The sequence below is a fragment of the Pseudonocardia sp. OZ21 genome (genome assembly GCF_059359135.1).
In genome coordinates, this window is record NZ_JCADBN010000025.1 from 30,072 (window position 1) to 51,560 (window position 21,489).

The following is a 21,489-nucleotide window of genomic DNA, read 5'->3' on the forward strand; positions in this document are numbered from 1 at the left end:
TTGACCTGCGACGAGGCGCATATATTCGAACATCTGTTCGCGTATGATGATGGGGTGTCGGACAGCCCGCTCACCACCGCGCATCGCCTCCTGGTCGAGGCGATCGACGCGCTGTCCGCGGCCGCTGAGTCCGGTGCCACCGATGACGAGCTGCTGTCGGTGCTCACCCTGTGCGAGGGCACGAGCAGGAGGCTGGACCGGCTTACCGTCGCCACCGTGTCCGCGCTGGAGCGGCGCGGGACGTTCGCGGAGCGGGGCTACAAGTCCACTCCGGCCGCGCTGGGCGATCTGCTCGGCTGGGAACGGTTCGAGGCCCGTCACCGGGTGGTCGCCGCCGAGCAGGTGTGCCCGCGGGTGAGCCTCGACGGCACCGCACTGCCCGCGAAGCTGCCTGCCACCGCCGGGGTGTTCGCCTCCGGGCACACCGGGTTGCGGCACGTCGCGGTGATCGCGCGGGTGCTCGCGAGCCCGGCCGCGGCGCGGCTCAGCCCGCAGGTGTGGGCCGGCGCCGAAGCCCAACTTGCGGAGAAAGCCGCCGTCTACACCCCCTCGGAGCTGCAGACCTGGGGCATCGCGCTCGTCGAAGCCCTCGACGCCGACGGCGCCGAACCCGATGACCGCCCACCCGCCGCGGTCAACGAGGTGCACCTGGTCCGTCACCGCGGCAAAGCGGGCGGCACCCTGAAGGGCCGGTTCGATGACGCGGCCATGTTCGACGCCATCGCCACCGTGATCGACGCCCACGCCCGGCCGGTCCGCGGCGACGAGCAGCGCAGCGCCGCGCAGCGGCAGGCCGAGGCGCTGGCTGATGTGTGCGGGTACGTGCTCGACCACGGTGACGTCCCCGAGTGCGGCGGGCGCCGCCCGCACCTGAGCGTGTTGATCCGGCTGGAGGACCTGGAGAACCGGGCCCGCGCCGCCTGCCTGGACTTCGGTGGCACGCTGTCGCCGGAGTCGCTGCGGATGCTGGCCTGTGATGCCGCGGTCGTCCCGGTCGTGCTCAACGGGACGGGCCAGCCCCTCGACGTCGGGCGGGTCACCCGCACCATTCCCGACGGGCTGCGCCGCGCGATCGCCGCCCGCGACCGCGGCTGCGCCGGCTGCGGGCGGCCACCGTTGTGGTGCGAGGTCCACCACATCAAGGCCTGGCAGGACGGTGGCGACACGGCCCTGCACAACTGCGTGATGCTCTGCCGGGCGTGTCACCGCCTGCAGCACCACTCCGAGTGGGAAGTCCGTATCCGCGATGGGCTCCCCGAGCTGATCCCACCGGCCTGGATCGACCCGCAGCGAAGACCCCGCCGGAAACCGCTTCTGCACCTCGCCGCATGAGCGACGACTTCGGAAAACACGCGGCACGGTCGTGTGCACGTCTGGGAGGGTGGGCCGATGATCGACGTGCCGCGGGCGCTCGCCGACAACGCGGTGCAGGTCTGGGGCGACGAGGGCCGCCGCTGGCTCGCCGAACTGCCCGCTGTGCTGGACGCGGTCTCCCGCGAATGGGGCGTCGAGGCCGGGGAGATCTACGGGCTGAGCTTCAACTGGGTCGCGCGCGCCCGTCGTGCCGACGGGACACCCGCCGTGCTCAAGCTCGGACCGCCCGGGCCGGGGCACCTGGCCCAGGAGGCGGCGGCCCTTGCGGCGTACGGGGGTGACGGTGCGGTCCGCCTGCTCGCTCACGACCGGGCGCGCGGCGCGCTGCTCCTGGAGCGGGCCGAGCCGGGCACCATGGCCCGGGACCTCGTCCCCGGCCGCGACGAGGACGCGACGGCCGCGGCGCTCGGGGTGCTCCGCCGCCTGCACGCCGCGCCGGTGCCCGAGGCGGGCCTCCCCGACCTGCACACGCTGCGCCGCGCCTTCGTCGATTACCTGGCCCGGTACCCCGGCGACGACCCGTTGCCGCGGGGGTTCGTGGTCGCCGCACTGGCCCTGTTCGACGAGCTGTGCGCCTCGGCGCCGCGCCGGGTCGTGCTGCACGGCGACCTCCACCACGACAACATCCTGCGGTCCGGCGAGAAGGGCTGGCTCGCCATCGACCCGCACGGCTACGTGGGCGACCCCGGCTTCGAGGCCGGCCCGCTGCTCTACAACCCCGATCCCGACCGCCACGACGCCACCCTGCTGGCGCTGGTGCCGCGCCGCGTCGAGCAGTTGGCCGACGGGCTCGGCCTGCCCGTCGAGCGGATCACGCGCTGGGGCTTCGTCGCCGCGATGCTGTCGGAGGTGTGGGACGCCGGCGACGGGCGGACCGACGGCCGTGCGCTCGCGGTGGCGCGCCTGCTGGCCACGAACCTCCCCCTACGCGTGTCGGCCGAGCATGATGGATCCCCGTGAGCGAAGCCATCACCGCTGAGCGGCGGAATCTCGGTATCGGAGTGGTCGGCGGACCGACCACCGTCATCGACATCGGCGGCCTGCGGTTCGTGGCCGACCCGACCTTCGACCCGCCGGGCGACAAGGGATATCTCACCAAGCTGCGCGGGCCTGCGGTCGAGGAAACCGACCTGGGCAGCGTCGACGCGGTGCTGGTCAGCCACGACGTGCACCCCGACAACCTCGACGAGCGGGGCCGGGCCTTCGCGCTCGCGGCCCCGCTCGTCGTGTGCGGGCCGCAGGCCGCCCGCCGGCTCGGGGCGCCTGCCACCGGACTGGAGCCCTGGGCGTCGGTCACCCTCGCCCGCCCCGGCGGCGCGGGGGACCTGACCGTCCAGGTGGTGCCTGCCGTGCACGGTCCGGCCGACGGCGACCGCGACGAGGACGGGAACGTCAACTGCGAGGTCACCGGCTTCGTCCTGGCGGGCGACGGGCTGCCGACGGTGTACGTCAGCGGCGACAACGCGTCGGTCGCCGTGGTCGCGGAGGTCGCCCGGCGTGTGGGGTCCGTCGACGTGGCGGTGCTGTTCACCGGCGCGGCCCGGGTCCCGCGGCGGGAACGCGGGCGCCCGCTCACGCTGACCGCCGAGCGGGCCGCGGCGGCGGCCGCCGTGCTCGGTGCTCCCGTTGTCGTGCCCGCCCACTACGAGGGCTGGGCGCACTTCAGCGAAGGGCTCGACCGCGTCGTCGAGGCGTTCGACGACGCCGGGCTCTCCCAGGTCCTGCAGGTCGAACCCGCCGGCTCGTGGTCCGTGCCCAGATGACCTCGACGGCACGGGCCGCCGACCATGTCCGCGAGGCCGCCCGCGAGAACGCCGAGTGGTGCGACGCGGTGTGCCGCTCACATGGGGTCCCGGGTGAGTTCCACGCCGACGCGTGGACGAACCCGCGCCGGACACCGCCCCTGTACCCGGACGCGGTGACCCTCACCGCCACCGCGTCCGCCGCCGAGGCGCTGGCCCGGATCGACACCTCGTCACCCGGCGCGTCGGTCAAGGACAGCTTCGCGTGCCTGGATCTCGCCCCCGCAGGCTTCGAGGTGCTCATCGACGCCCAGTGGGTGCGCCGCGCCGCGGACGGCCCGGTGGCCGGGGTGCCGCAGACCGTCCGGTGGGTCCTGGTGCGTACCACCGAGATGCTGAAGGCGTGGGAGGCCGCATGGGCGGGCGGCTCCGGCCCGAGCGGAGTGTTCCGCGCCGGGCTGCTCGACGACCCCGCCGTGCTTGTCCTCGCCGGCCACCTCGGCACCCGGATCGTCTCCGGCGCGGTCGCGCACCGCAGCGCCGAGGTGGTCGGGCTGTCCAACGTCTTCGACGTGGACGAGGACCTCGACCGGGCCTGGACGGGCACCTTGGACGCCCTCGATCGGTACGTCCCGGGTCTCCCGGTGGTCGGCTACGAACACGGCCCTGCGCTGGACGCGGCGCTCCGGCACGGCTGCGCCCCGCTCGGACCCCTGCGGATCTGGGTGTCGACCCGGTAGGTGCTCCGGGTTGTCAGCGGTAGCAGTAGGAGTCCGACGACGCGTCGCCGCCCTGCAGCCGGATCTGGTGCACGCGCAGGCCACGGAAGTCGTCGCCGTGGGGGAAGAAGCTCTCGTCGATGCTGAGCCCGCCGTTCGGGTCGGCGTCGAGTTTGGCCATCCAGGCCCCGACGCCGTCGGGGTAGAACTGGTCGTCCCATGCGCCGTAGAGGGAGTTGGTGAAGTAGACGCGGCGCCCGTCGCGGCTGACCTCGACCATCTGCGGGGCGCCCGCGAGCGGCATGTCCGGCCGAGCCGGGTGGGGGGTGCGCCCGACGATGCCACCGAGCCGCACCGACCCGGTCTGCCGCGGCCGGGCGGGGTCGCTGACGTCGAACTGCTTCATCTCGCCGGTGCCCCAACAGGAGACGTAGAGGAAGCGGTCGTCGACGGAGAGATCGATGTCGGTGACCAGCGGCGGCACCGCGCCGAAGGGCTTCAGCGCAGGCGGCAACAGGTCGGGGTCGGCGGGTTCGGCCGGGATGGTGATGACCTTCTCGATCTTCCAGTGCTCCCCGTCGCGGTGCCAGCGCCACACCGAGGCCGACAGGTCCTCGGTGGAGACCACCACCCCGACGAATCCCCAGGTGGCCTCCGGGTCGTGGGAGGGGCGGACCTCCAGCACCATCTGGTGCTGGGCGCCCAGGTCGACGCTCTGCTGGTGGCGGCCGGTGGCCAGGTCCCAGAAGTGCAGGTGGTGGCCGTACTTCTGGCCCAGCAGCAGTTCGGGCACGAGCCCGTTCTCGATCATCGAGGGGCTGCCCCACTCGCTGGAGATCAGCACGTTCTGGTTGAGGTGCCACCACGCGTCGTAGTGGAAATGCTGGGGCCCGCGGTCGGTCTCCCAGGCGCGCAGGACGTCGAAGGTCTCGTGGTCGAGCAGCGCGATGCCGCCCGGGCCGTCCTCGTCTCCCGGCGGCCCACCGAGGCAGGTGAGGAAGACACCGTCGGGGCCGCAGTGCAGGGTGTGCGGACGTGAGTAGCCGGCCTTGGCCGCGAGCTCCTTGCCGTCGATGGTCTTGACCAGGGTCGGTTCGCGGGGGTCCGGGCCGGTGTCGAGGACGTAGATGTTGGACGACCGCAGGCCGGGTACGAGCAGGTAACGGCGTGCGAGGCCGTCCATGTCGTGGCCCTCGTGCTTGAGCGCGCTGCTGCAGGCGTTCCAGCCGAAGTGGTGCAACTCGTCGCCCACGGCGGGCATGTCGGTCCAGCCGATGACCGTGCCGTAGTCATCCGACTCCGGGTCGAGGCCGACCACGGTCATCGCATCGCTCGTCGTGGCGCCGCGGTCGAAGGCGGCCACGTACGCGAGCTCCTCGCCGGGGGCAGCTGCGGCGTCGGCTGCGGTCCTGTAGAAGGTCGGATCCATCGTGGGCTCCTCGTTACCGGAAATGGTGATATCAGCTGATCCGTACGTTTCCTCCACGGTTCTGATGCCGCAGCCGACTAGTGATCACATGCGGAACTGAAGGACGACCTCGCCGGGATATCGGAACCGCGTGGGCGCGACGGTAGGCGCGTTACCTGCCCGGTGTGAAGTGTCGCGCGCCCGAATCGTGCCGACCGATCATCATCCGGTACAGGAGTGTCATCAACGGTGAGCTACCGGCTACGGCCGGCCCGCCCACGCCTGTTGGACGGTGCCGTAGTCGATGACGACGATCCCTTCCTGCTCGACGATTCGACGCGCTTCCGGCGAGGTGAGGAACTCGTGGTCGGTGCGGCGCACCCGCCAGCCGTCGGGATCGATCGCCTGGGACTCCTCGTTGCCGAGTCCGGGATGCACCGCCCACTCGCTGAGGCCCACCGGCACGTCGTGGAGCAACTGGGCGTACCGGGCGTGCTTGCCGCGGAGGTCGAGGCTGAAGCTGTCGAGAAACCCGTGGTCGACGACGGGCAGCCCGCGCCGTCGCAGCGTGCTGCGCCCCGGCTCGAGCCAGACCCGCGCCGCGAGGCGGTACTCCTCGGCCAGCGCCACGGTCAGTTCGAGGATGTCGTCGCGACCGCCGTCGGCGAGGCAGTGCCAGTCGAGATGGGTCGGTGTCAGCCCGGCGTCGACCACCGCGTCGATCTGCGCACGGAACTCGAGTTCCACCTCGCCGATACGCGCCTGCGCGAGCAGTTCGGGGATCCGGCCAGGAGGGAAGAAGCGGGCTCTCTCGTCGAGCAGGGAGGGCACTTTCTCCCGGGCGCTCACCGGCCCCCAGCGGTAGTGGGTGGTGTCGCAGACCAGGGTGAGGTGGATCCCGAAGGAAATCTCCGGCTGCCGGCGGAGCAGGTGCATGGCGTGCAATGCCCACGGACACGGCACCATCAAGCTGCACGACGAGGCGATCCCTTCCTGGATGGAACTGACGATCGCCACGTTGATCGCGTGGTACATCCCGAGGTCGTCGCAGTTGACGATGAGCACCCGCGCGTCGGACGGGAAGCCGAGCAGCTCACTGGAACGGACCGGTGCGGCGTCGGGTGCGTGTGACGGTGTCTCCATGATCCAAGTCTCGAAGGACTGTCCACTCGATAGAAACGCGCCGGTGCTGCTCAGCCCGTCATCGCCCCGGGGTGAGCCCGGCGACGCGGGGGATGGGTCAGATCGTGGGAATCCAGACCCGCATCGGACCAGCACCGCGGTTGGCCCACGCGAAGTACGGGACGAGGGTCAGGTCGAGCTCGCCGCCGGCGTCGGTGCGCTCCCGCGCGGTGACGACGGTGACGCCGCCCAGCAGGTCGGGCCGGTGCTCGATCGTGGCCGTTGCGGCGGGGTCGATGCGCAGGTCGTCGACGGGTGCGGTGTGGTCGGCCTGCTCGGCCGCGTAGACCAGCGGCCCTCGTTCGACGGCGACGCAGCCGCGCACGGCGTCGACCCGGGGGTGCGCGACGGTGGTGCGGACGTCCATCGGCAACCGCAGCTCCACGACGTCCCCGGCGCTCCAGTCGCGCTCCAGTCGCGCGTAGCCGGGCCGGGCCTCCTGCGTCGCACCGCCTGCGGTGACGGTGGCGCCCTCCGCCCACCGCGGCACGCGCAGGGAGAGTGCGAAGGGGCCCGGCGTGGCGACAACGCGCACCCGCACCAGGCCGTCCCACGGGTACTCGGTCTCCACCGCCAGCTCGATGTCGCCGCTGGTCAGCGTGCCCGGCGTGTACTGGTGCAGCTGCACGCCCCTGGCGTCGCGCGTGGCGACGTAGCTGTCGAGGCCGGCGAGTGTGCGCATCACGTTGGGCGGGCAGCACGCGCAGTCGAACCAGCCACGGCGGCCGTGGGCGGGGGAGCGGTTCTCGTCCGCGTGGGCGTCGCCGCGCAGCTGCAGCGGGTTGACGTAGAAGAACTCGGTGCCGGTCAGCGAGATCCCGCCGAGGAACCCGTTGAACAGCATGCGCTCGATGGCGTCGGCGTAGTGCGCGTCGCCGGTGGCCAGCAGCATGCGCCACGCCCACTGCACGCCGCCGATCGCGGCGCACGTCTCCGCGTAGGCGCGGTCGGTCGGCAGCTCGTACGGGTCGCCGAAGGACTCGCGGTCCCAGCGCGAACCCAGGCCGCCGGTGACGTACGACTTGGTGGCGATCATGTGGTCGAACTGCCTGCGCAGCGCACCCAGCAGCTCGCCGTCGCCCAGCTCGGCCGCCACGTCGGCGGCTCCTGCGGCGAGGTAGACCGCGCGCACCGCATGCCCCTCCACCGTGGTGGCCTCGCGTACCGGGACGCGGTCGGAGAAGTAGGTGGGCTCCTGCCCGTAGGCGGCGATCAGGCCGTGGCCGCGAGCCTCCACGAAGTAGCGCGCCAGCTCCAGGTGGCTGACCTCGCCCGTCTCGCGGTACAGCTCCACGAGCGCCGTCTCGATCACCGGGTGGCCGTCGACGTCGTGGCGGCGGTCCTCGCCGAACGTGTCGGCGAGGTGGTCGGCGAGCTTCACCGCGACGTCCAGCAGCGCGGTGTCGCCGGTGCACCGGACCTGCGCGACGGCGGCCTGGATGAGGTGCCCGGCGCAGTAGTGCTCGTGGCTCCACGGCAGGTCGGCGTAGCGGCCCTGGTCGCGGTGGCGGACCTGGACGACGGAGTTGAGATAGCCGTCGTCTGCCTGGGCGGCCGCGACGACCGCGGTGACCTCCCGCTGCACGGCGAGCAGCTCGTCGGACGGGTTACGGGCGTACTCCCAGGCCGCCGCCTCGAGCCACTTGTACACGTCGGAGTCGGCGAAGATCGGGCCGACGACCTCGCCGGAGGAGACACCGGCCGCGATCCGCAGGTTCTCCAGGTTGCCTGCCTCGTCGAGCCGCCGGCGGCCCAGCGGGATGGCCGCGGCGCCGTTGGCCCGCTGCCGCTGCGCCCAGAAGCCGCCGGTGATCCTCGACTCCCCGAGGCCCAGGGGCTGCAACCGCACACTGGCCGTGTTGGTGGGGTGGGCGGGGCCGCGTGCGGTGCCGAGGGTGCGGGGCGAGGTCGTCGTCATGCCGCTCCTGTGCGCGCTGTCGAGCCGGACGGAAATCCGGAATTCCTTTTCCGCCAGACGTTAGGTCGCTCATCCCGATCGGGTCAACCCTTGGCCTCGGGTTTCTCGGCGGCGGGCCGGTAGGCTGCGCACGACACGGAACAAGCGGAAAGGAGCTGTCTGCTGACCAGCAGTTCAGCCGGCCAGGCCGACGTCGTGCGTATCACCGACGTCGCCGCACTGGCCGGTGTCTCGCCGGGCACGGCGTCCAAGGCGCTCAACGACACCGGGCAACTGCGCCAGGAGACCCGCGAGCGCGTGCGGCGCGCCGCGGAACAGCTCGGCTTCACCCCGGACGGACGGGCGCGCGCCCTGTCGTCCGGGCGCAGCTACACGGTCGGCCTGGTCACCACCGACAGCTCCGGGCGATTCAGCATCCCGATCATGCTCGGCGCGGAGGACGCACTGAGCGCAGGCGAGATGGCGCTGTTGCTGTGCGACACCCGCGACGACCCGCTGCGCGAGCAGCACTACCTGCGCACGCTGCTCGCCCGTCGCGTCGACGGCATCATCGTCACCGGCCGCCGCACCGAGCCGCGGCCGCCGATCGCCGTCCCCATCCCCGTCGTCTACGCGTTCAACGGGTCGACGGACCCGGCGGACGCGTCCGTCCTCGTCGACGACAGGGGCGGTGCGGCGTCCGCCGTCGCGCATCTCGCGGGCACCGGACGGGCGGCGATCGCGCACGTCACCGGGCCGGAGCGGCACCGCAGCGCCGTCGAGCGAGCGACCGCGGCCACCGAGACGGCCGGTGCGGCGTTCCGCGGCCCCCCGCTCTACGGGGAGTGGAGCGAGCGGTGGGGCCGCCAGGCGGTCGACCTGTTGCTGCGCGCGCACCCCGACCTGGACGCGATCTCCTGCGGGAGCGACCAGATCGCGCGCGGTGTCTGCGACCGGCTCCGCGGGCTGGGCAGCCGCATCCCGGAGGACGTCGCGGTCACCGGCTTCGACAACTGGGACGTGATGGCGCTGGCCTGCCGCCCTCCGCTGACCACTGTGGACCTGGAGCTGGAGGAGCTGGGCAGGCGTGCCGCGCGGATGCTGCTCGACGCCGTGGGGGGCCACCCGCACTCCGGCGCGCTGGAGCTGCCCACCCGGCTGGTCGTCCGGGGCTCGACGTTGCCCGACTGATCGCCGCGAGATCTGCGTGTTCGCCCTCTCGGGGGCGGAAAGGGAGATCTCGCAGCGGTTATCGGGCTGCGGGGCCCGAGCTTCGGCGCACCACCAGTTCCGTGGGGACGAGGGGTGGCGGGGTCGTGTCGGCGAGCGACTCCTCCGGCCGGATCAGGTCGAGCAGGAGGTGTACCGCCCGCTGCCCGGCCTCGGCGAAGTGCTGGCGCACCGTGGTGAGGGGCGGCCGGAAGAACTCGGCCTCCGGCACGTCGTCGAACCCGACGACGCTGACGTCCTCGGGAACGCGGCGGCCGGCCTCGTCGAGCGCGCGCAGCGCGCCGAGGGCCATCTGGTCGTTGGCGGCGAAGACGGCCGTGAGACCGGGGTCGGCGGCGAGCATCGCCCGCATGCCTGCGTAACCGGACCGGGCGCTCCAGTCCCCTTCGACGAGCGGGGCCTCCGGGGCCTCCGCCGCCTCCAGTGCGGCCCGCCAGCCCTCGACGCGCCAGCGGCTGTCGAGCCAGTCCTGCGGGCCTGCCAGGTGGTGCACGGTGCGGTGGCCGAACTCGAGCAGGTGCCGGGTGGCCGCCTGCGCGCCGTCCAGCTGGTCGGTGCCCACGGCGGTCGCACCGGCCCCCGCCGCGCCGGCCAGGCCGCCGACGAAGATCGCGGGCAGTGCCCGCAGGCCCGCGGTGAGGGCCCGGACGGCGTCCTCCTGGGTGGCCAGCGCGATCACGCCCTCGACGGACTGGTCCTCCAGGCGGGTCAGCGCGCGCATGACCGCGTCGGAGCTCACCCGGTCGACGACCGCGATGCTCACCCCCAGCCCGAGGGCGCCCGCGGCCTGCTCGACGCCGTACAGCGTGGTGACCGGGCCGTGCAGCACCGTGTCGAAGGTGATCACGCCGAGTGTGCCGGACCGGCGCGTAGCCAGTGCCCGCGCCACCGCGTTGCGCCGGTAGCCGAGTTGCTCCATCGCCGCCAGCACCTTGGTCCGGGTGGGCGTGCTGACGTGCGGGGACCCGTTGACGACGCGTGACACGGTCTGGTGGGAGACCCCCGCCAGCCGCGCCACGTCCGTCATGACGGGGGCGGGCGCCGAGTCGTGCATGCGTGCATGCTGCCCCAAACCGGGCCGTCGAGTGAGCGGCGTCGATCACGGTGCCCCCGGCCGGGTGACGCAGGTGGGCGAGACCTGATCAGCGGAGCAGGCAACTCTTGACAAACCGTGTTAGCGCTAACAATGTGAGCGTTCACACCGTCGTGAGAAGGAGTGGGCTTCGTGAGCAGTCCCGGGGAGCGCGCCGTTGACCCGCGCCGTGCCGTGGTCGTGGGCATCGACTTCGGCACCTTGTCCGGCCGGGCCGTGGTGGTCCGTGTGGCGGACGGGGAGGAGCTCGCCGACGCCGTCCATCCGTACCCGCACGGGTCGGTGGAGCGGACCCTGCCCGCCACCGGCGCCGTCCTCCCGCCCGACTGGGCGCTGCAGGTGCCAGCCGACTGGGTGGAGGTGCTCCGGACCGCCGTGCCGAAGGCCGTGGCGGCGTCCGGGGTGGACCCGCGTGACGTCGTCGGCATCGGCACCGACTTCACGGCGTGCACGGTGCTGCCGACCCTCGCCGACGGCACGCCGCTGTGCGAGCTGCCGGAGTTGGCCGGCCGTCCGCACGCCTACCCGAAGCTGTGGAAGCACCACGCCGCGCAGGCCCAGGCCGACCGGATCACCGCCCTCGCCGAGGAACGCGGTGAACCGTGGCTCGCCCGGTACGGCGGCCGGATCTCCTCGGAGTGGGAGTTCGCCAAGGCGCTGCAGCTGCTGGAGGAGGACCCGGAGGTCTACGCCAGCACGCAGCGCTGGGTGGAGGCGGCCGACTGGATCGTGTGGCAGCTGTGCGGGACGTACCTGCGCAACGCCTGCACCGCGGGCTACAAGGGCATCCACCAGGACGGGCGCTACCCGGGCCGGGACTACCTCGCCGCGCTGAACCCCGCATTCGCCGACTTCGTCGAGGCGAAGCTGGAGCACCCGATCGGCCGGCTCGGTGACCGCGCGGGCGGGCTCACGGCGCAGGCGGCCGCGTGGACCGGGCTGCCCGAGGGCATCGCGGTCGCCGTCGGCAACGTGGACGCACACGTGACGGTGCCTGCGGCGCAGGCCGTCGAGCCCGGCCAGATGGTGGCGATCATGGGTACCTCGACGTGCCACGTGATGGTGTCCGACCGGCTCGGCGAGGTGCCGGGGATGTGCGGCGTGGTCGACGGCGGCATCCTGCCGGGGCTCTGGGGCTACGAGGCCGGGCAGAGCGGGGTCGGTGACATCTTCGGCTGGTTCGTCGACACGAGCGTGCCGCCGAGCTACCACGAGCGCGCGGCCGAGCGCGGCCTCGACGTGCACGGCCTGCTCTCCGAGCTGGCGGCCGGGCAGGCCGTGGGCGAGCACGGCCTGATCGCGCTCGACTGGCACTCCGGCAACCGCTCGGTGCTCGTCGACCACGAGCTGTCCGGGCTGGTGGTGGGGCAGACGCTGGCCACCCGGCCGGAGGACACCTACCGCGCGCTGCTCGAGGCCACCGCCTTCGGCACCCGCACGATCATCGAGGCGTTCGAACGCTCGGGCGTGCCGGTCGCGGAGCTCGTGGTGGCGGGCGGGCTGCTGAAGAACGCGCTGCTCATGCAGATCTACGCCGATGTCTGCGACCGCCCGCTCTCCACGATCGGCTCCGACCAGGGCCCCGCGCTCGGCTCGGCCATCCACGCCGCCGTCGCCGCAGGTGCGCACCCGGACGTCCACGCCGCGTCGGCGGCGATGGGCAAGGTCAACAAGGCCGTCTACCGCCCCGACCCCGCGCGGGCGCGCGCCTACGACGACCTCTACGCGGAGTACGTCCGCCTCCACGAGCACTTCGGCCGCCGCGGCACAGGCGGCGGCAACGACGTGATGCACCGCCTGCGTGCCCTGCGCGCGCGGGCCCTCCGTCAGGACCAGGAACAGGAGAACGCACGGTGATCCCCGAGTCCGCAAAGGATGTCGTCGACGAGCTGCGCGAGCAGGTCGCGGCACTGCACGCCGAGCTGGTGCGCTACCAACTCGTCGTGTGGACGGCGGGCAACGTCTCGGCCCGGGTGCCCGGGCACGACCTGTTCGTGATCAAGCCCAGCGGGGTGTCCTACGACGACCTCACCGCCGACGCCATCGTCGTGTGCGACCTCGACGGTGCGCTCGTGGACGGTGAGCTCTCCCCGTCCAGCGACACCGCGGCGCACGCGTACGTGTACCGGCACATGCCCGCGGTCGGGGGAGTGGTGCACACCCACTCGACGTACGCGAGCGCGTGGTCGGCGCGCGCCGAGCCGATCCCGTGCGCGTTGACGGCGATGGCCGACGAGTTCGGCGGCCCGATCCCGCTCGGCCCGTTCGCCCGCATCGGCGACGACTCGATCGGCCGCGGCATCGTCGAGACGCTGTCGGGCCACCGCTCCCGCGCCGTGCTCATGCAGAACCACGGCGTGTTCTCGATCGGCCCCGACGCGAAGGCCGCGGTGAAGGCGGCGGTGATGTGCGAGGACGTGGCCCGTTCCACGCACATCGCGCGTCAGCTCGGGCCGCTCGTCCCGATCCCACCCGACGACGTGGACGCGTTGTTCGACCGCTACCAGAACGTGTACGGCCAGACGGGAGCGAAGCTGTGACGGCGTCGGCGAGCGGGGACCGCGAGATCTGGTTCCTCACCGGGAGCCAGGGGCTCTACGGCGAGGAGACGCTGGCGCAGGTCGCCGCCCAGTCGCAGGAGATCGCCCGTGCGCTCGACGCTTCGGGCGCCGCGCCGGTGCGGATCGTCTGGAAGCCGGTGCTGACCAGCTCCGACGGCATCCACCGGATGGCCCTGGACGCCAACGCCGACCCGCGCTGCGTCGGGGTCACCGCCTGGATGCACACGTTCTCCCCGGCCCGGATGTGGATCGCCGGGCTGGACGCGCTGCGCAAGCCGCTGCTGCACCTGCACACCCAGGCCAACCGGTCGCTGCCGTGGGCGACGATCGACATGGACTTCATGAACCTCAACCAGGCCGCGCACGGCGACCGGGAGTTCGGCTACATCCAGGCGCGGCTCGGGGTCGTCCGCAAGATCGTCGCGGGTCACGTGGACGACCCCGAGGTGCAGCGGCGGGTCGGGGCGTGGGCGCGGGCGGCGCTGGGCTGGGCCGAGGTCCGGTCGCTGCGGCTGGCCCGCTTCGGCGACACGATGCGGGACGTCGCCGTCACCGAAGGGGACCGCACCGAGGCACAGTGGCGCTGGGGCGTCACGGTCAACGGCTACGCCGTCACCGACCTCGCCGAGGCCGTGCACGCGAGCCTCGACGCCGACGTCGACAAGCTCGTGGCGGAGTACGAGGACCGCTACGACGTCGCCCCGGAGCTGCGCGCGGGCGGCGACCGGCACGACTCGCTGCGCTACGCGGCCCGGATCGAGCTGGGGCTGCGCGAGCTGCTCGCGGCGTCCGGCTCGATGGCGTTCACCACCAACTTCGAGGATCTCGGCGCCCTGCGTCAGCTCCCCGGGCTCGCCGTGCAGCGGCTGATGGCCGACGGCTACGGCTTCGCGGGGGAGGGCGACTGGAAGACCGCGATGCTGCTGCGCACGCTGAAGGTGGCCGCGTCCGGGCTGCCCGGCGGCACCTCGTTCATGGAGGACTACACCTACCACCTGGGCCCGGGGCGCCCTCGGGTGCTCGGCGCGCACATGCTGGAGGTCTGCCCGACCGTCGCCGCCGCCACGCCGCGGGTGGAGGTCCACCCGCTCGGCATCGGGGGCCGAGAAGACCCGGTGCGGATGGTCTTCGACGCCGCCCCCGGCCCCGGGGTCGTCGTCGGCATGTCGGACATGGGCGACCGGTTCCGGCTGGTGGCCAACGAGATCGAGGTCGTCCCCGCCGACGAGCCGCTGCCCAACCTGCCCGTCGCGCGGGCGGTCTGGGAGCCCGCGCCGGACCTCCGCACGTCGGCGGAGACCTGGATCATGGCCGGTGGTCCGCACCACACCGTCCTGTCCACCGCGCTCGGCGTCGAGGAGCTCGACGACCTCTCCGAGCTGGCCCGCACCGAGCTCGTGGTGATCGACGCGGACACCACGCCGCGCCGCTTCGCCCGCGAGCTGCGGTGGAACCAGGCGTACTACCGCCTGGCCGGAGCGCTCTAGTAAGCCAGTCAGGCCCACCGCCCCGTGACCGACCTCACCGCCGAGGAAATCACCGCATGGACCAGCACTTCCGACCACCGGCGCGCCTGTCGCGCCGCCACTTCCTCGCCGCGGCGGGCGCCGCGGTGGCGGGCACGGCCCTGCTCTCGGGCTGCGGCACCGCCGCTCCGCCGGGTGCCACGCTCGTGCGCGAGTGGAACCTGTTCTCCGGCGGCGACGGGGAGCGCTACGTCGCCCTCCAGGGCACGTTCCGCGAGCGCACCCCGGGCACGGCCCTGAACGCCACCGTCCTGCCGTGGGGCCCGCCCTTCTACACGAAGCTGGCCATGGCGGCGGCGGGCGGGCGCGGCCCCGACATCGCGACCATGCACCTGAGCAGGCTGCCCGGGTTCAGCCCGACCACGCTGCTCGACCCGTTCCCGGCCGACCTGCTAGCCGAGTACGGCATCACACCGGACAAGTTCCTGCCGGAGGTGTGGGACCGCTGCGTGATCGACGGCCAGGTCTACGCGGTGCCGCTCGACACGCACATGGTGGTGCACTACTACAACACCGACATCTGCGCGCAGGCCGGCCTGATCGGTCCCGACGGCAAGCTCCTCTCCCCGGAGGGCCCCGACGAGCTCGTCGAACAGCTCCGCGCGATCAAGGGCGTCACCAGCAACTACGGCGCGTCCATCGAGGCCGAACAGCCGTGGCGGTTCTTCGCGAGCCTCTACGCGCAGTCCGGCGGCGAGATGCTCGACCCGAGCGGCTCCCGCGTGGTGCTCGACCTCGACCGGGCCACCGAGGTGCTGGAGTTCCTGCGCAGGCTCTCGATCGACGAGAAGCTCATGCCCGGCAGCTCCGACTACCCGGCCACGGTGGCGCTGTTCGGCAGCGGCGCTGCGGGGATGTCGTTCAACGGCGAGTGGGAGGTGTCCACCTACCTGGACGCGGGTCTCCCGTTCGGGATGGCCCAGATGCCGAACGTCTACGGCAGCAGGCTCGCTCTGGGCGACTGCCACACCTACGTGCTGCCCAAGCGGCCGGGCCGGGACCCGGAGACCACCCGGGCCACCGTGGAGTACGTGAGCTTCATGCTCGCGTCCAGTCTGGACTGGGCCGAGGGCGGACACGTCCCGGCCTTCCAGCCCGTGGTGACGAGCGCCGAGTACGCGGCGCTGGAGCCGCAGTCGGAGTACGCCGCAGCGGCGGACGCCGTGGCCTTCGACCCACCCGGCTGGTTCAGCGGCTCCGGGTCGACCCTGCAGACCGTGGCCAACGACGCGCTCGGCAGCGTCATGACCGGGGCACAGCGCCCGCCGGAGGCCGCCGCGCAGCTGAACGCCGGGCTGCAGCGACTCGTCTCGATCCCCTCACCGGTCTGAAGCCGCCCGCACCCCGACCCGCCACGACATCGGAGTCGACATGGCCACCACCAGCTCCGCACCACCCGCACCGACCGTCCGACCAGTAGCGGCGGAGCGCAGCACGCGCCGCCGCCGTCCCGGGGAGACCTCGGGGCTGCTCTTCGTCCTGCCGTTCATGATCGTGTTCGCGGTCTTCATGGTCTGGCCGGTACTCGCCGGCCTCGTCAACAGCTTCTTCAACAAGAGCCTCGCCGGCACGCCGTCGGAGTTCCTCGGCCTGGCCAACTGGCGCGAGCTCTTCGGCGACCCCGCCGTGTGGAAGTCGCTCGGCAACACCGCGCTGTTCACGGTGCTCAGCACGCCGCTGCTGGTGATCGTGGGGCTGGTGATGGCGTTGCTGGCGCACCGCTCGCGCCGGCTGGGCTGGCTGCTGCGCTTTTCGTACTTCGCCCCGTTCGTGCTCCCGGCCACCGTCGTCTCGCTGATCTGGGTGTGGCTCTACCAACCCGAGTTCGGCCTGTTCAACAGCTGGATCGAAGCGCTCGGGGGCACCGCGGTGCCGTGGCTCACCACCGAGGGCGTCGCGATGGCATCGGTAGTGGTGGCCACGACCTGGTGGACCGTCGGGTTCAACTTCCTGCTCTACCTCGCCGCGCTCCAGCAGATCCCCGGCGACCTCTACGAGGCCAGCGCCCTCGACGGCGCGAGCCCACGGCAGCAGCTGTTCCACATCACGCTGCCGCAGCTGCGGCGCACCACCGGGCTGATCGTCGTGCTGCAGGTGCTGGCGTCGCTGCGGGTGTTCGACCAGATCTACCTCATGACCGAGGGCGGCCCGAACAGCACGACCCGCCCGGTGCTGCAGTACATCTACGAGACCGGCTTCACGTCGTTCCGGCTCGGCTACGCCTCCGCGATCTCCTACCTGCTGTTCGTCATCATCCTGCTGCTGGCCGTGTTCCAGCTGCGGCTCACCGTCAGGAACAGGAGCGAAGCATGACCGCAACGGCCACTGCGGGCCCCGTTCGCGAGCGGCCCGCCGAAGCATCCACCCCCCGCAGGCGCGGCCCGCGTCCCACCGCCGGTGGCGTGGTGCTCACCGCGCTCGCGCTGCTGATGGCGGCGGCGTGGCTCGTGCCGCTGCTGTGGGCGTTGTCCACATCGGTCAAGCCGGAGGAGGAGACGAGGGCGATCCCGCCCGAGTGGTTCGCCAGCCGGGTCACCGGCGAGGCGTACGGGGAGGCGTTCGGCAACAGCGGGCTCATCCGCTGGTTCCTGAACAGCACGCTGGTGTCCGTGTCGGTGACGCTCGGCGTGCTGGTGCTGTGCTCGCTGGCCGCCTACGGCTTCTCGCGCACCGAGTTCCGCGGCCGTCGCTGGCTCTTCGCGCCGGTGGTGGCGGCGATCATCGTGCCGTCGCAGGTGCTGATCATCCCGCTGTTCGACGAGCTCGACGCGCTCGGACTGGTCGACACGTACTGGGCGATCATCCTGCCCCAGCTCGTGGCGCCCGCAATGGTGTTCATCCTCAAGAAGTTCTTCGACGCCATCCCGCGCGAGTACGAGGAGGCCGCCGAGATCGACGGCGCGAGCCGGCTGCGGGTGTTCCTCACGATCGTCGTCCCGATGTCGCTGCCGGTGCTCAGCGCCGTCGGGATCTTCACCTTCATCACCACGTGGAACAACTTCCTCCTGCCGTTCGTGGTGACCACCGACCCGGACCTGATGACGCTGCCGCTCGGCCTGCTCGCCGGGCAGACCACGTTCCAGCTCCAGTACGCGCAGGTCATGGCCCTCGCCCTGCTGGGCGGCCTGCCGCTGCTCATCATCTACGTGCTGTTCCAGCGCCAGGTGATCCGCGGCGTGGGCAGCGCGGGCCTCAAGGAATGACCTCCTCCGCCCGACCAGCCATCCGTCGACCACTGGGAGAGAACCTCGTGCAGCGCGCCTCGGCGACCCTCGACCCCGCCTTCCGTGTCGCGCCGGTCAGCCGGCGCACCTTCGGCTCGTTCGTCGAGCACCTGGGACGGTGCGTCTACACCGGTATCCACGAGCCCGGCCACCCCACCGCCGACGCCGACGGCTTCCGCGGCGACGTACTGGCATTGACGCGTGAGCTCGGCGTCTCGACCGTCCGGTACCCGGGAGGCAACTTCGTCTCCGGCTACCGCTGGGAGGACGGCGTCGGGCCGGTCGAACAGCGCCCGCGCCGCCGGGATCTGGCCTGGCACACCACCGAGCCCAACACCGTGGGCCTCGACGAGTTCGTCCGGTGGACGCGCAAGGCCGACGTCGAGCCGATGCTGGCGATCAACCTCGGCACCCGGGGCGTCGCCGAGGCGCTCGACATCCTCGAGTACGCGAACCTCCCCGCCGGCTCGGCGCTGGCCGACCAGCGGGTGGAGAACGGCTCGAAGGAACCGCACGGGATCCGCATGTGGTGCCTGGGCAACGAGATGGACGGCCCGTGGCAGGTGGGCCACAAGACGGCCGCCGAGTACGGCAGGCTCGCCGCCGAGACCGCCCGCGCGATGCGGATGATGGACCGCGACCTGGAGCTGGTGGCCTGCGGCAGCTCGAACTCGCGGATGCCGACGTTCGCCGCGTGGGAGGCCGAGGTGCTGGCCGAGACCTACGACCAGGTCGACTTCGTCTCCCTGCACGCCTACTACGAGCCGATCGACGGCGACATCGGCAGCTTCCTCGCGTCCAACGTGGACATGGACCGGATGATCGAGTCGGTGGTGGTCACCGCCGACCACATCGGCGCGAAGCTGCGGTCGCCGAAGAAGATCATGCTGTCGTTCGACGAGTGGAACGTCTGGTACCAGAGCCGCTTCAAGAACACGCCGGTGCCCGAGGACTGGCCGGTCGCGCCACGGCAGCTGGAGGACCGGTACGACGTGACCGACGCCGTGGTCGTCGGCAGCCTCCTGATCTCGCTGCTGCGCCACAGCGACCGCGTCACGTCCGCGGCGCAGGCGCAGCTGGTGAACGTCATCGCGCCGATCATGACCGAACCCGGTGGCCCGGCGTGGCGGCAGACGATCTTCCACCCGTTCGCGCTGACGTCGCGCTTCGCGCGGGGGGACGTGCTGCGGATGGAGCCGTCGTCGCCGCGGTACGAGACGGCCCGCTTCGGGGACGTCCCGGTGCTCGACGCCGTCGCGACGTGGGACGAGGATGCGGGGAAGGCGACCGTGCTCGCGGTCAACCGCGACCAGAGCGAGCCGCTCGCGTTGGAGGTGGACGTGCGGGCACTTCCGGTGTCGGCGGTGCTCGAGGCGCTCACCCTGGCCGACGACGACCGGGCGGCCTGCAACACCGCGGAGCAGCCCGACCGGGTGGTGCCGCGGCCGAACACCACGGCCGAGCTGGTGGACGGCCGGTTGCGGGTGGAGCTGCCGCCGGTGTCCTGGAGTGTGCTGCGCCTCGGCCCGGCGGCTTAGCCAGGTCCTGAACGCGATCGGAGGAACAGTGGAGCAGCGTTTCCGCGATGCACTGGTGGCACGGGGGTTCGCCCGGTCCGACCACGGCGTGCCCGAGAGCACCAAGCGTTTCCCGGACGGGGCGCAGTGCCGGGTGGAGATCCCGAGCACCGAGGGCCCGGACGTCCTCGACGCGGTGCTGGCCGAGGCCGACGCCCGTGGCGTGCCCGTGCACCGGGTGTCACAAGGCAGCGGGTCGCTGCTCCTCACCGACGCCGAGCTGGAGCGGATGGCGGCCACGGCCGCCCGGCGTCCGGTCGAGCTGAGCCTGTTCGCCCGGCCGCTCACCGGGTGGGGTGCGGCGTCGGCCGCGTCCCACTCGTCGGGCGGGGCCGCGCTGGGTGCGCAGGCCCGCGGCACCGAGCAGTTGGTGCACGTCCTGGAGGACATCGCGCGTGCGGTCGACGCGGGCGTGCGCAGCGTGCTCGTCACCGACCTCGGGGTGCTGGAGACCGCGGCGTCGCTGCGCGCCGCGGGGGAGTTCCCCGCCGACCTCCAGTTCAAGATCAGCGTGCAGATGGGGCTGTCGAACCCGGCCGCGATCCGGCTCGCGGAGCGGCTGGGCGCCGACACGTACAACGTGCCCACCGACATGACGCTCGGTGAGCTCGCCGCGGTCCGCGCGGCCGTCGACATCCCGCTGGACGTGTACATCGAGTCGCCCAACGACCTCGGCGGGTTCGTCCGGCACGCCGAGATCGCCGACATCGTGCGGGTCGCCGCGCCGGTATACCTGAAGTTCGGGCTGGCCAACACCCCGGTGATCTACCCGAGCGGCACGCACCTGGACCAGGTCACCACCGCGCTGGGGCGCGAACGGGTCCGGCGCGCGCAGATCGGGCTCGAACGCCTCCACCGCACGATGCCCGACGCGGTGATGTCGGCGATCCCCGCCGCCGGTCTCGCCCTGCCGAGCCTCTGAACCCGGGGCGACTCGGGAGCCGAATTCGGGCGACTCGCGGGTGGAGGCGTCAAGCCGACGTGCCCCGCGTCATGGTCGTGCGGCCACATCTCCTACGAACAGGCTAGGTAGCCCGACCGGGTGCTACCCGGCGCCCGTCCCGAGAGTTCCTGATCTCCTGTCTTCGCGCGATATCCCGCGTATGTCGGTCCGGGTTTCCTGTTCCTGCATCACCACTGGACCCAGGAGCAGTAATGAAGATCAGGAACATTGCCGTGGCGCTGGCGGCGACCGCCGCCGTCGGTCTGTTCACGGCGTCGACCGCGGCTGCGGCTGCGCCGGCCCGCGACACGCCGAAGCCGACCGTCGTCCTGCTGCACGGCGCCTTCGAGGACGCTTCGGCCTGGAGCGGGGTCACCCAGCGGCTGCAGCACGACGGCTACCCCGTGATCGCCCCCGCCGTCGGTCTGAGGGGCGTCGCGGCGGACACCGACCAGCTCAAGGGCGTCATCGACTCCATCAAGGGCCCGAAGGTGCTCGTCTCGCACTCCTACGGCGGGATGCTCGTCAACGGGCTCGCCACCACCCCCGACGTGAAGGCGCTCGTGTACGTCAACGCCTTCATCCCGCAGCCGGGGGAGACCGCGGGGCAGCTGAGCTCGCAGTTCCCGGGCAGCCTGCTCGGCCCGACCACGTGGCACGCGGTGGACAGCCCGGCGGGCCCGGAGCTGTACGTCAACGCCGACAGCTTCCGCGAGGTCTTCGCGGGCGACGTCCCCGCCGCCACCGCGGCCGTGGCCGCGGCAGAGCAGCGGCCGATCCTGGCCACCGCATTCGCCGACAAGGTCACCGCCGCCCTCCCCGGCCCGATCCCCAAGTACGCGCTGATTTCCACCGAGGACAAGGCCATCCCCACCGCCGCGAAGGTCTTCATGGCCAAGCGGGTGGGCGCCAAGATCACCGAGGTGGCCGGTTCGCACGCCGTGACCGCCTCGCACCCGGCGGTCGTCGCCGATGAGATCGAGAAGGCCGCACGGTCGTAGGACCGCGTCGCG

At 72.2% G+C, this 21,489-nt stretch carries 18 protein-coding genes; 14 read left to right on the plus strand and 4 right to left on the minus strand.

Annotated features, from left to right (window positions below; translation table 11 throughout):
- Positions 1 to 54 precede the first annotated feature (54 nt).
- Genes AC5L35_RS34680 through AC5L35_RS34695 form a run of 4 tightly spaced genes read left to right on the plus strand, consistent with a single transcriptional unit; the run spans position 55 to position 3,856 of the window.
- Complete coding sequence (locus tag AC5L35_RS34680; RefSeq protein ID WP_495063982.1) at positions 55 to 1,332, plus strand: HNH endonuclease signature motif containing protein; 1,278 nt, start codon at positions 55 to 57, stop codon at positions 1,330 to 1,332.
- 57 nt (positions 1,333 to 1,389) lie between these two features.
- Entirely contained in the window at positions 1,390 to 2,334 is a 945-nt protein-coding gene (locus tag AC5L35_RS34685; protein WP_495063983.1) for an aminoglycoside phosphotransferase family protein, read from the plus strand.
- Positions 2,331 to 3,137, plus strand: a complete 807-nt coding sequence (locus AC5L35_RS34690) for an MBL fold metallo-hydrolase (protein ID WP_495063984.1) — start codon at positions 2,331 to 2,333, stop codon at positions 3,135 to 3,137. Before AC5L35_RS34685 ends, AC5L35_RS34690 begins: the two co-directional genes overlap by 4 nt.
- Complete coding sequence (locus AC5L35_RS34695) at positions 3,134 to 3,856, plus strand: hypothetical protein (protein ID WP_495063985.1); 723 nt, start codon at positions 3,134 to 3,136, stop codon at positions 3,854 to 3,856. Before AC5L35_RS34690 ends, AC5L35_RS34695 begins: the two co-directional genes overlap by 4 nt.
- Before the next feature lie 13 nt (positions 3,857 to 3,869).
- Here AC5L35_RS34695 and AC5L35_RS34700 read toward each other — a convergent pair whose 3' ends face one another.
- The 3 genes from AC5L35_RS34700 to AC5L35_RS34710 form a co-directional block, all read right to left on the minus strand.
- Positions 3,870 to 5,264 carry a selenium-binding protein SBP56-related protein gene (locus AC5L35_RS34700; protein WP_495063986.1) on the minus strand — a complete coding sequence of 465 codons (1,395 nt, stop codon included), beginning with the start codon at positions 5,262 to 5,264 and terminating at the stop codon, positions 3,870 to 3,872.
- A 240-nt stretch (positions 5,265 to 5,504) separates the two neighbouring features.
- Positions 5,505 to 6,386, minus strand: coding sequence for a polysaccharide deacetylase family protein (locus AC5L35_RS34705; RefSeq protein WP_495063987.1), 882 nt, complete (start codon positions 6,384 to 6,386; stop codon positions 5,505 to 5,507).
- Positions 6,387 to 6,483: 97 nt separating this feature from the next.
- Positions 6,484 to 8,343, minus strand: a complete 1,860-nt coding sequence (locus tag AC5L35_RS34710) for a glycoside hydrolase family 127 protein (RefSeq protein WP_495063988.1) — start codon at positions 8,341 to 8,343, stop codon at positions 6,484 to 6,486.
- Positions 8,344 to 8,538: 195 nt separating this feature from the next.
- Here AC5L35_RS34710 and AC5L35_RS34715 point away from each other — a divergent pair, with 195 nt between their 5' ends.
- The gene (locus AC5L35_RS34715) at positions 8,539 to 9,513 is read left to right on the plus strand and encodes a LacI family DNA-binding transcriptional regulator (RefSeq protein WP_495063989.1); all 975 of its coding nucleotides are present in this window, start codon (positions 8,539 to 8,541) and stop codon (positions 9,511 to 9,513) included.
- A 58-nt stretch (positions 9,514 to 9,571) separates the two neighbouring features.
- Here AC5L35_RS34715 and AC5L35_RS34720 read toward each other — a convergent pair whose 3' ends face one another.
- Positions 9,572 to 10,606, minus strand: coding sequence for a LacI family DNA-binding transcriptional regulator (locus AC5L35_RS34720; protein ID WP_495063990.1), 1,035 nt, complete (start codon positions 10,604 to 10,606; stop codon positions 9,572 to 9,574).
- A gap of 171 nt (positions 10,607 to 10,777) precedes the next feature.
- Between AC5L35_RS34720 and araB the strand changes: the two genes are divergently transcribed.
- The 9 genes from araB (at position 10,778) to AC5L35_RS34765 (ending at position 21,477) form a co-directional block, all read left to right on the plus strand.
- Positions 10,778 to 12,502: a ribulokinase gene (gene araB / locus AC5L35_RS34725; RefSeq protein ID WP_495063991.1), complete on the plus strand. Its 1,725-nt coding sequence runs from the start codon at positions 10,778 to 10,780 to the stop codon at positions 12,500 to 12,502.
- Positions 12,499 to 13,185, plus strand: a complete 687-nt coding sequence (locus AC5L35_RS34730) for an L-ribulose-5-phosphate 4-epimerase (RefSeq protein WP_495063992.1) — start codon at positions 12,499 to 12,501, stop codon at positions 13,183 to 13,185. Before araB ends, AC5L35_RS34730 begins: the two co-directional genes overlap by 4 nt.
- Entirely contained in the window at positions 13,182 to 14,693 is a 1,512-nt protein-coding gene (araA, locus tag AC5L35_RS34735) for an L-arabinose isomerase (RefSeq protein ID WP_495063993.1), read from the plus strand. Before AC5L35_RS34730 ends, araA begins: the two co-directional genes overlap by 4 nt.
- 56 nt (positions 14,694 to 14,749) lie before the next feature.
- The gene (locus AC5L35_RS34740; RefSeq protein ID WP_495063994.1) at positions 14,750 to 16,063 is read left to right on the plus strand and encodes an extracellular solute-binding protein; all 1,314 of its coding nucleotides are present in this window, start codon (positions 14,750 to 14,752) and stop codon (positions 16,061 to 16,063) included.
- A gap of 40 nt (positions 16,064 to 16,103) precedes the next feature.
- Entirely contained in the window at positions 16,104 to 17,045 is a 942-nt protein-coding gene (locus AC5L35_RS34745; RefSeq protein ID WP_495063995.1) for a carbohydrate ABC transporter permease, read from the plus strand.
- Positions 17,042 to 17,935 carry a carbohydrate ABC transporter permease gene (locus AC5L35_RS34750; RefSeq protein ID WP_495063996.1) on the plus strand — a complete coding sequence of 298 codons (894 nt, stop codon included), beginning with the start codon at positions 17,042 to 17,044 and terminating at the stop codon, positions 17,933 to 17,935. The genes AC5L35_RS34745 and AC5L35_RS34750 overlap by 4 nt, the downstream gene beginning before the upstream one ends.
- Before the next feature lie 47 nt (positions 17,936 to 17,982).
- Positions 17,983 to 19,494, plus strand: a complete 1,512-nt coding sequence (gene arfA / locus AC5L35_RS34755) for an arabinosylfuranosidase ArfA (protein ID WP_495063997.1) — start codon at positions 17,983 to 17,985, stop codon at positions 19,492 to 19,494.
- A gap of 28 nt (positions 19,495 to 19,522) precedes the next feature.
- Complete coding sequence (locus AC5L35_RS34760; protein ID WP_495063998.1) at positions 19,523 to 20,455, plus strand: U32 family peptidase; 933 nt, start codon at positions 19,523 to 19,525, stop codon at positions 20,453 to 20,455.
- Positions 20,456 to 20,688: 233 nt separating this feature from the next.
- On the plus strand, positions 20,689 to 21,477 hold the full coding sequence (locus AC5L35_RS34765; RefSeq protein WP_495063999.1) for an alpha/beta hydrolase: 789 nt from the start codon (positions 20,689 to 20,691) through the stop codon (positions 21,475 to 21,477).
- Positions 21,478 to 21,489 lie beyond the last annotated feature (12 nt).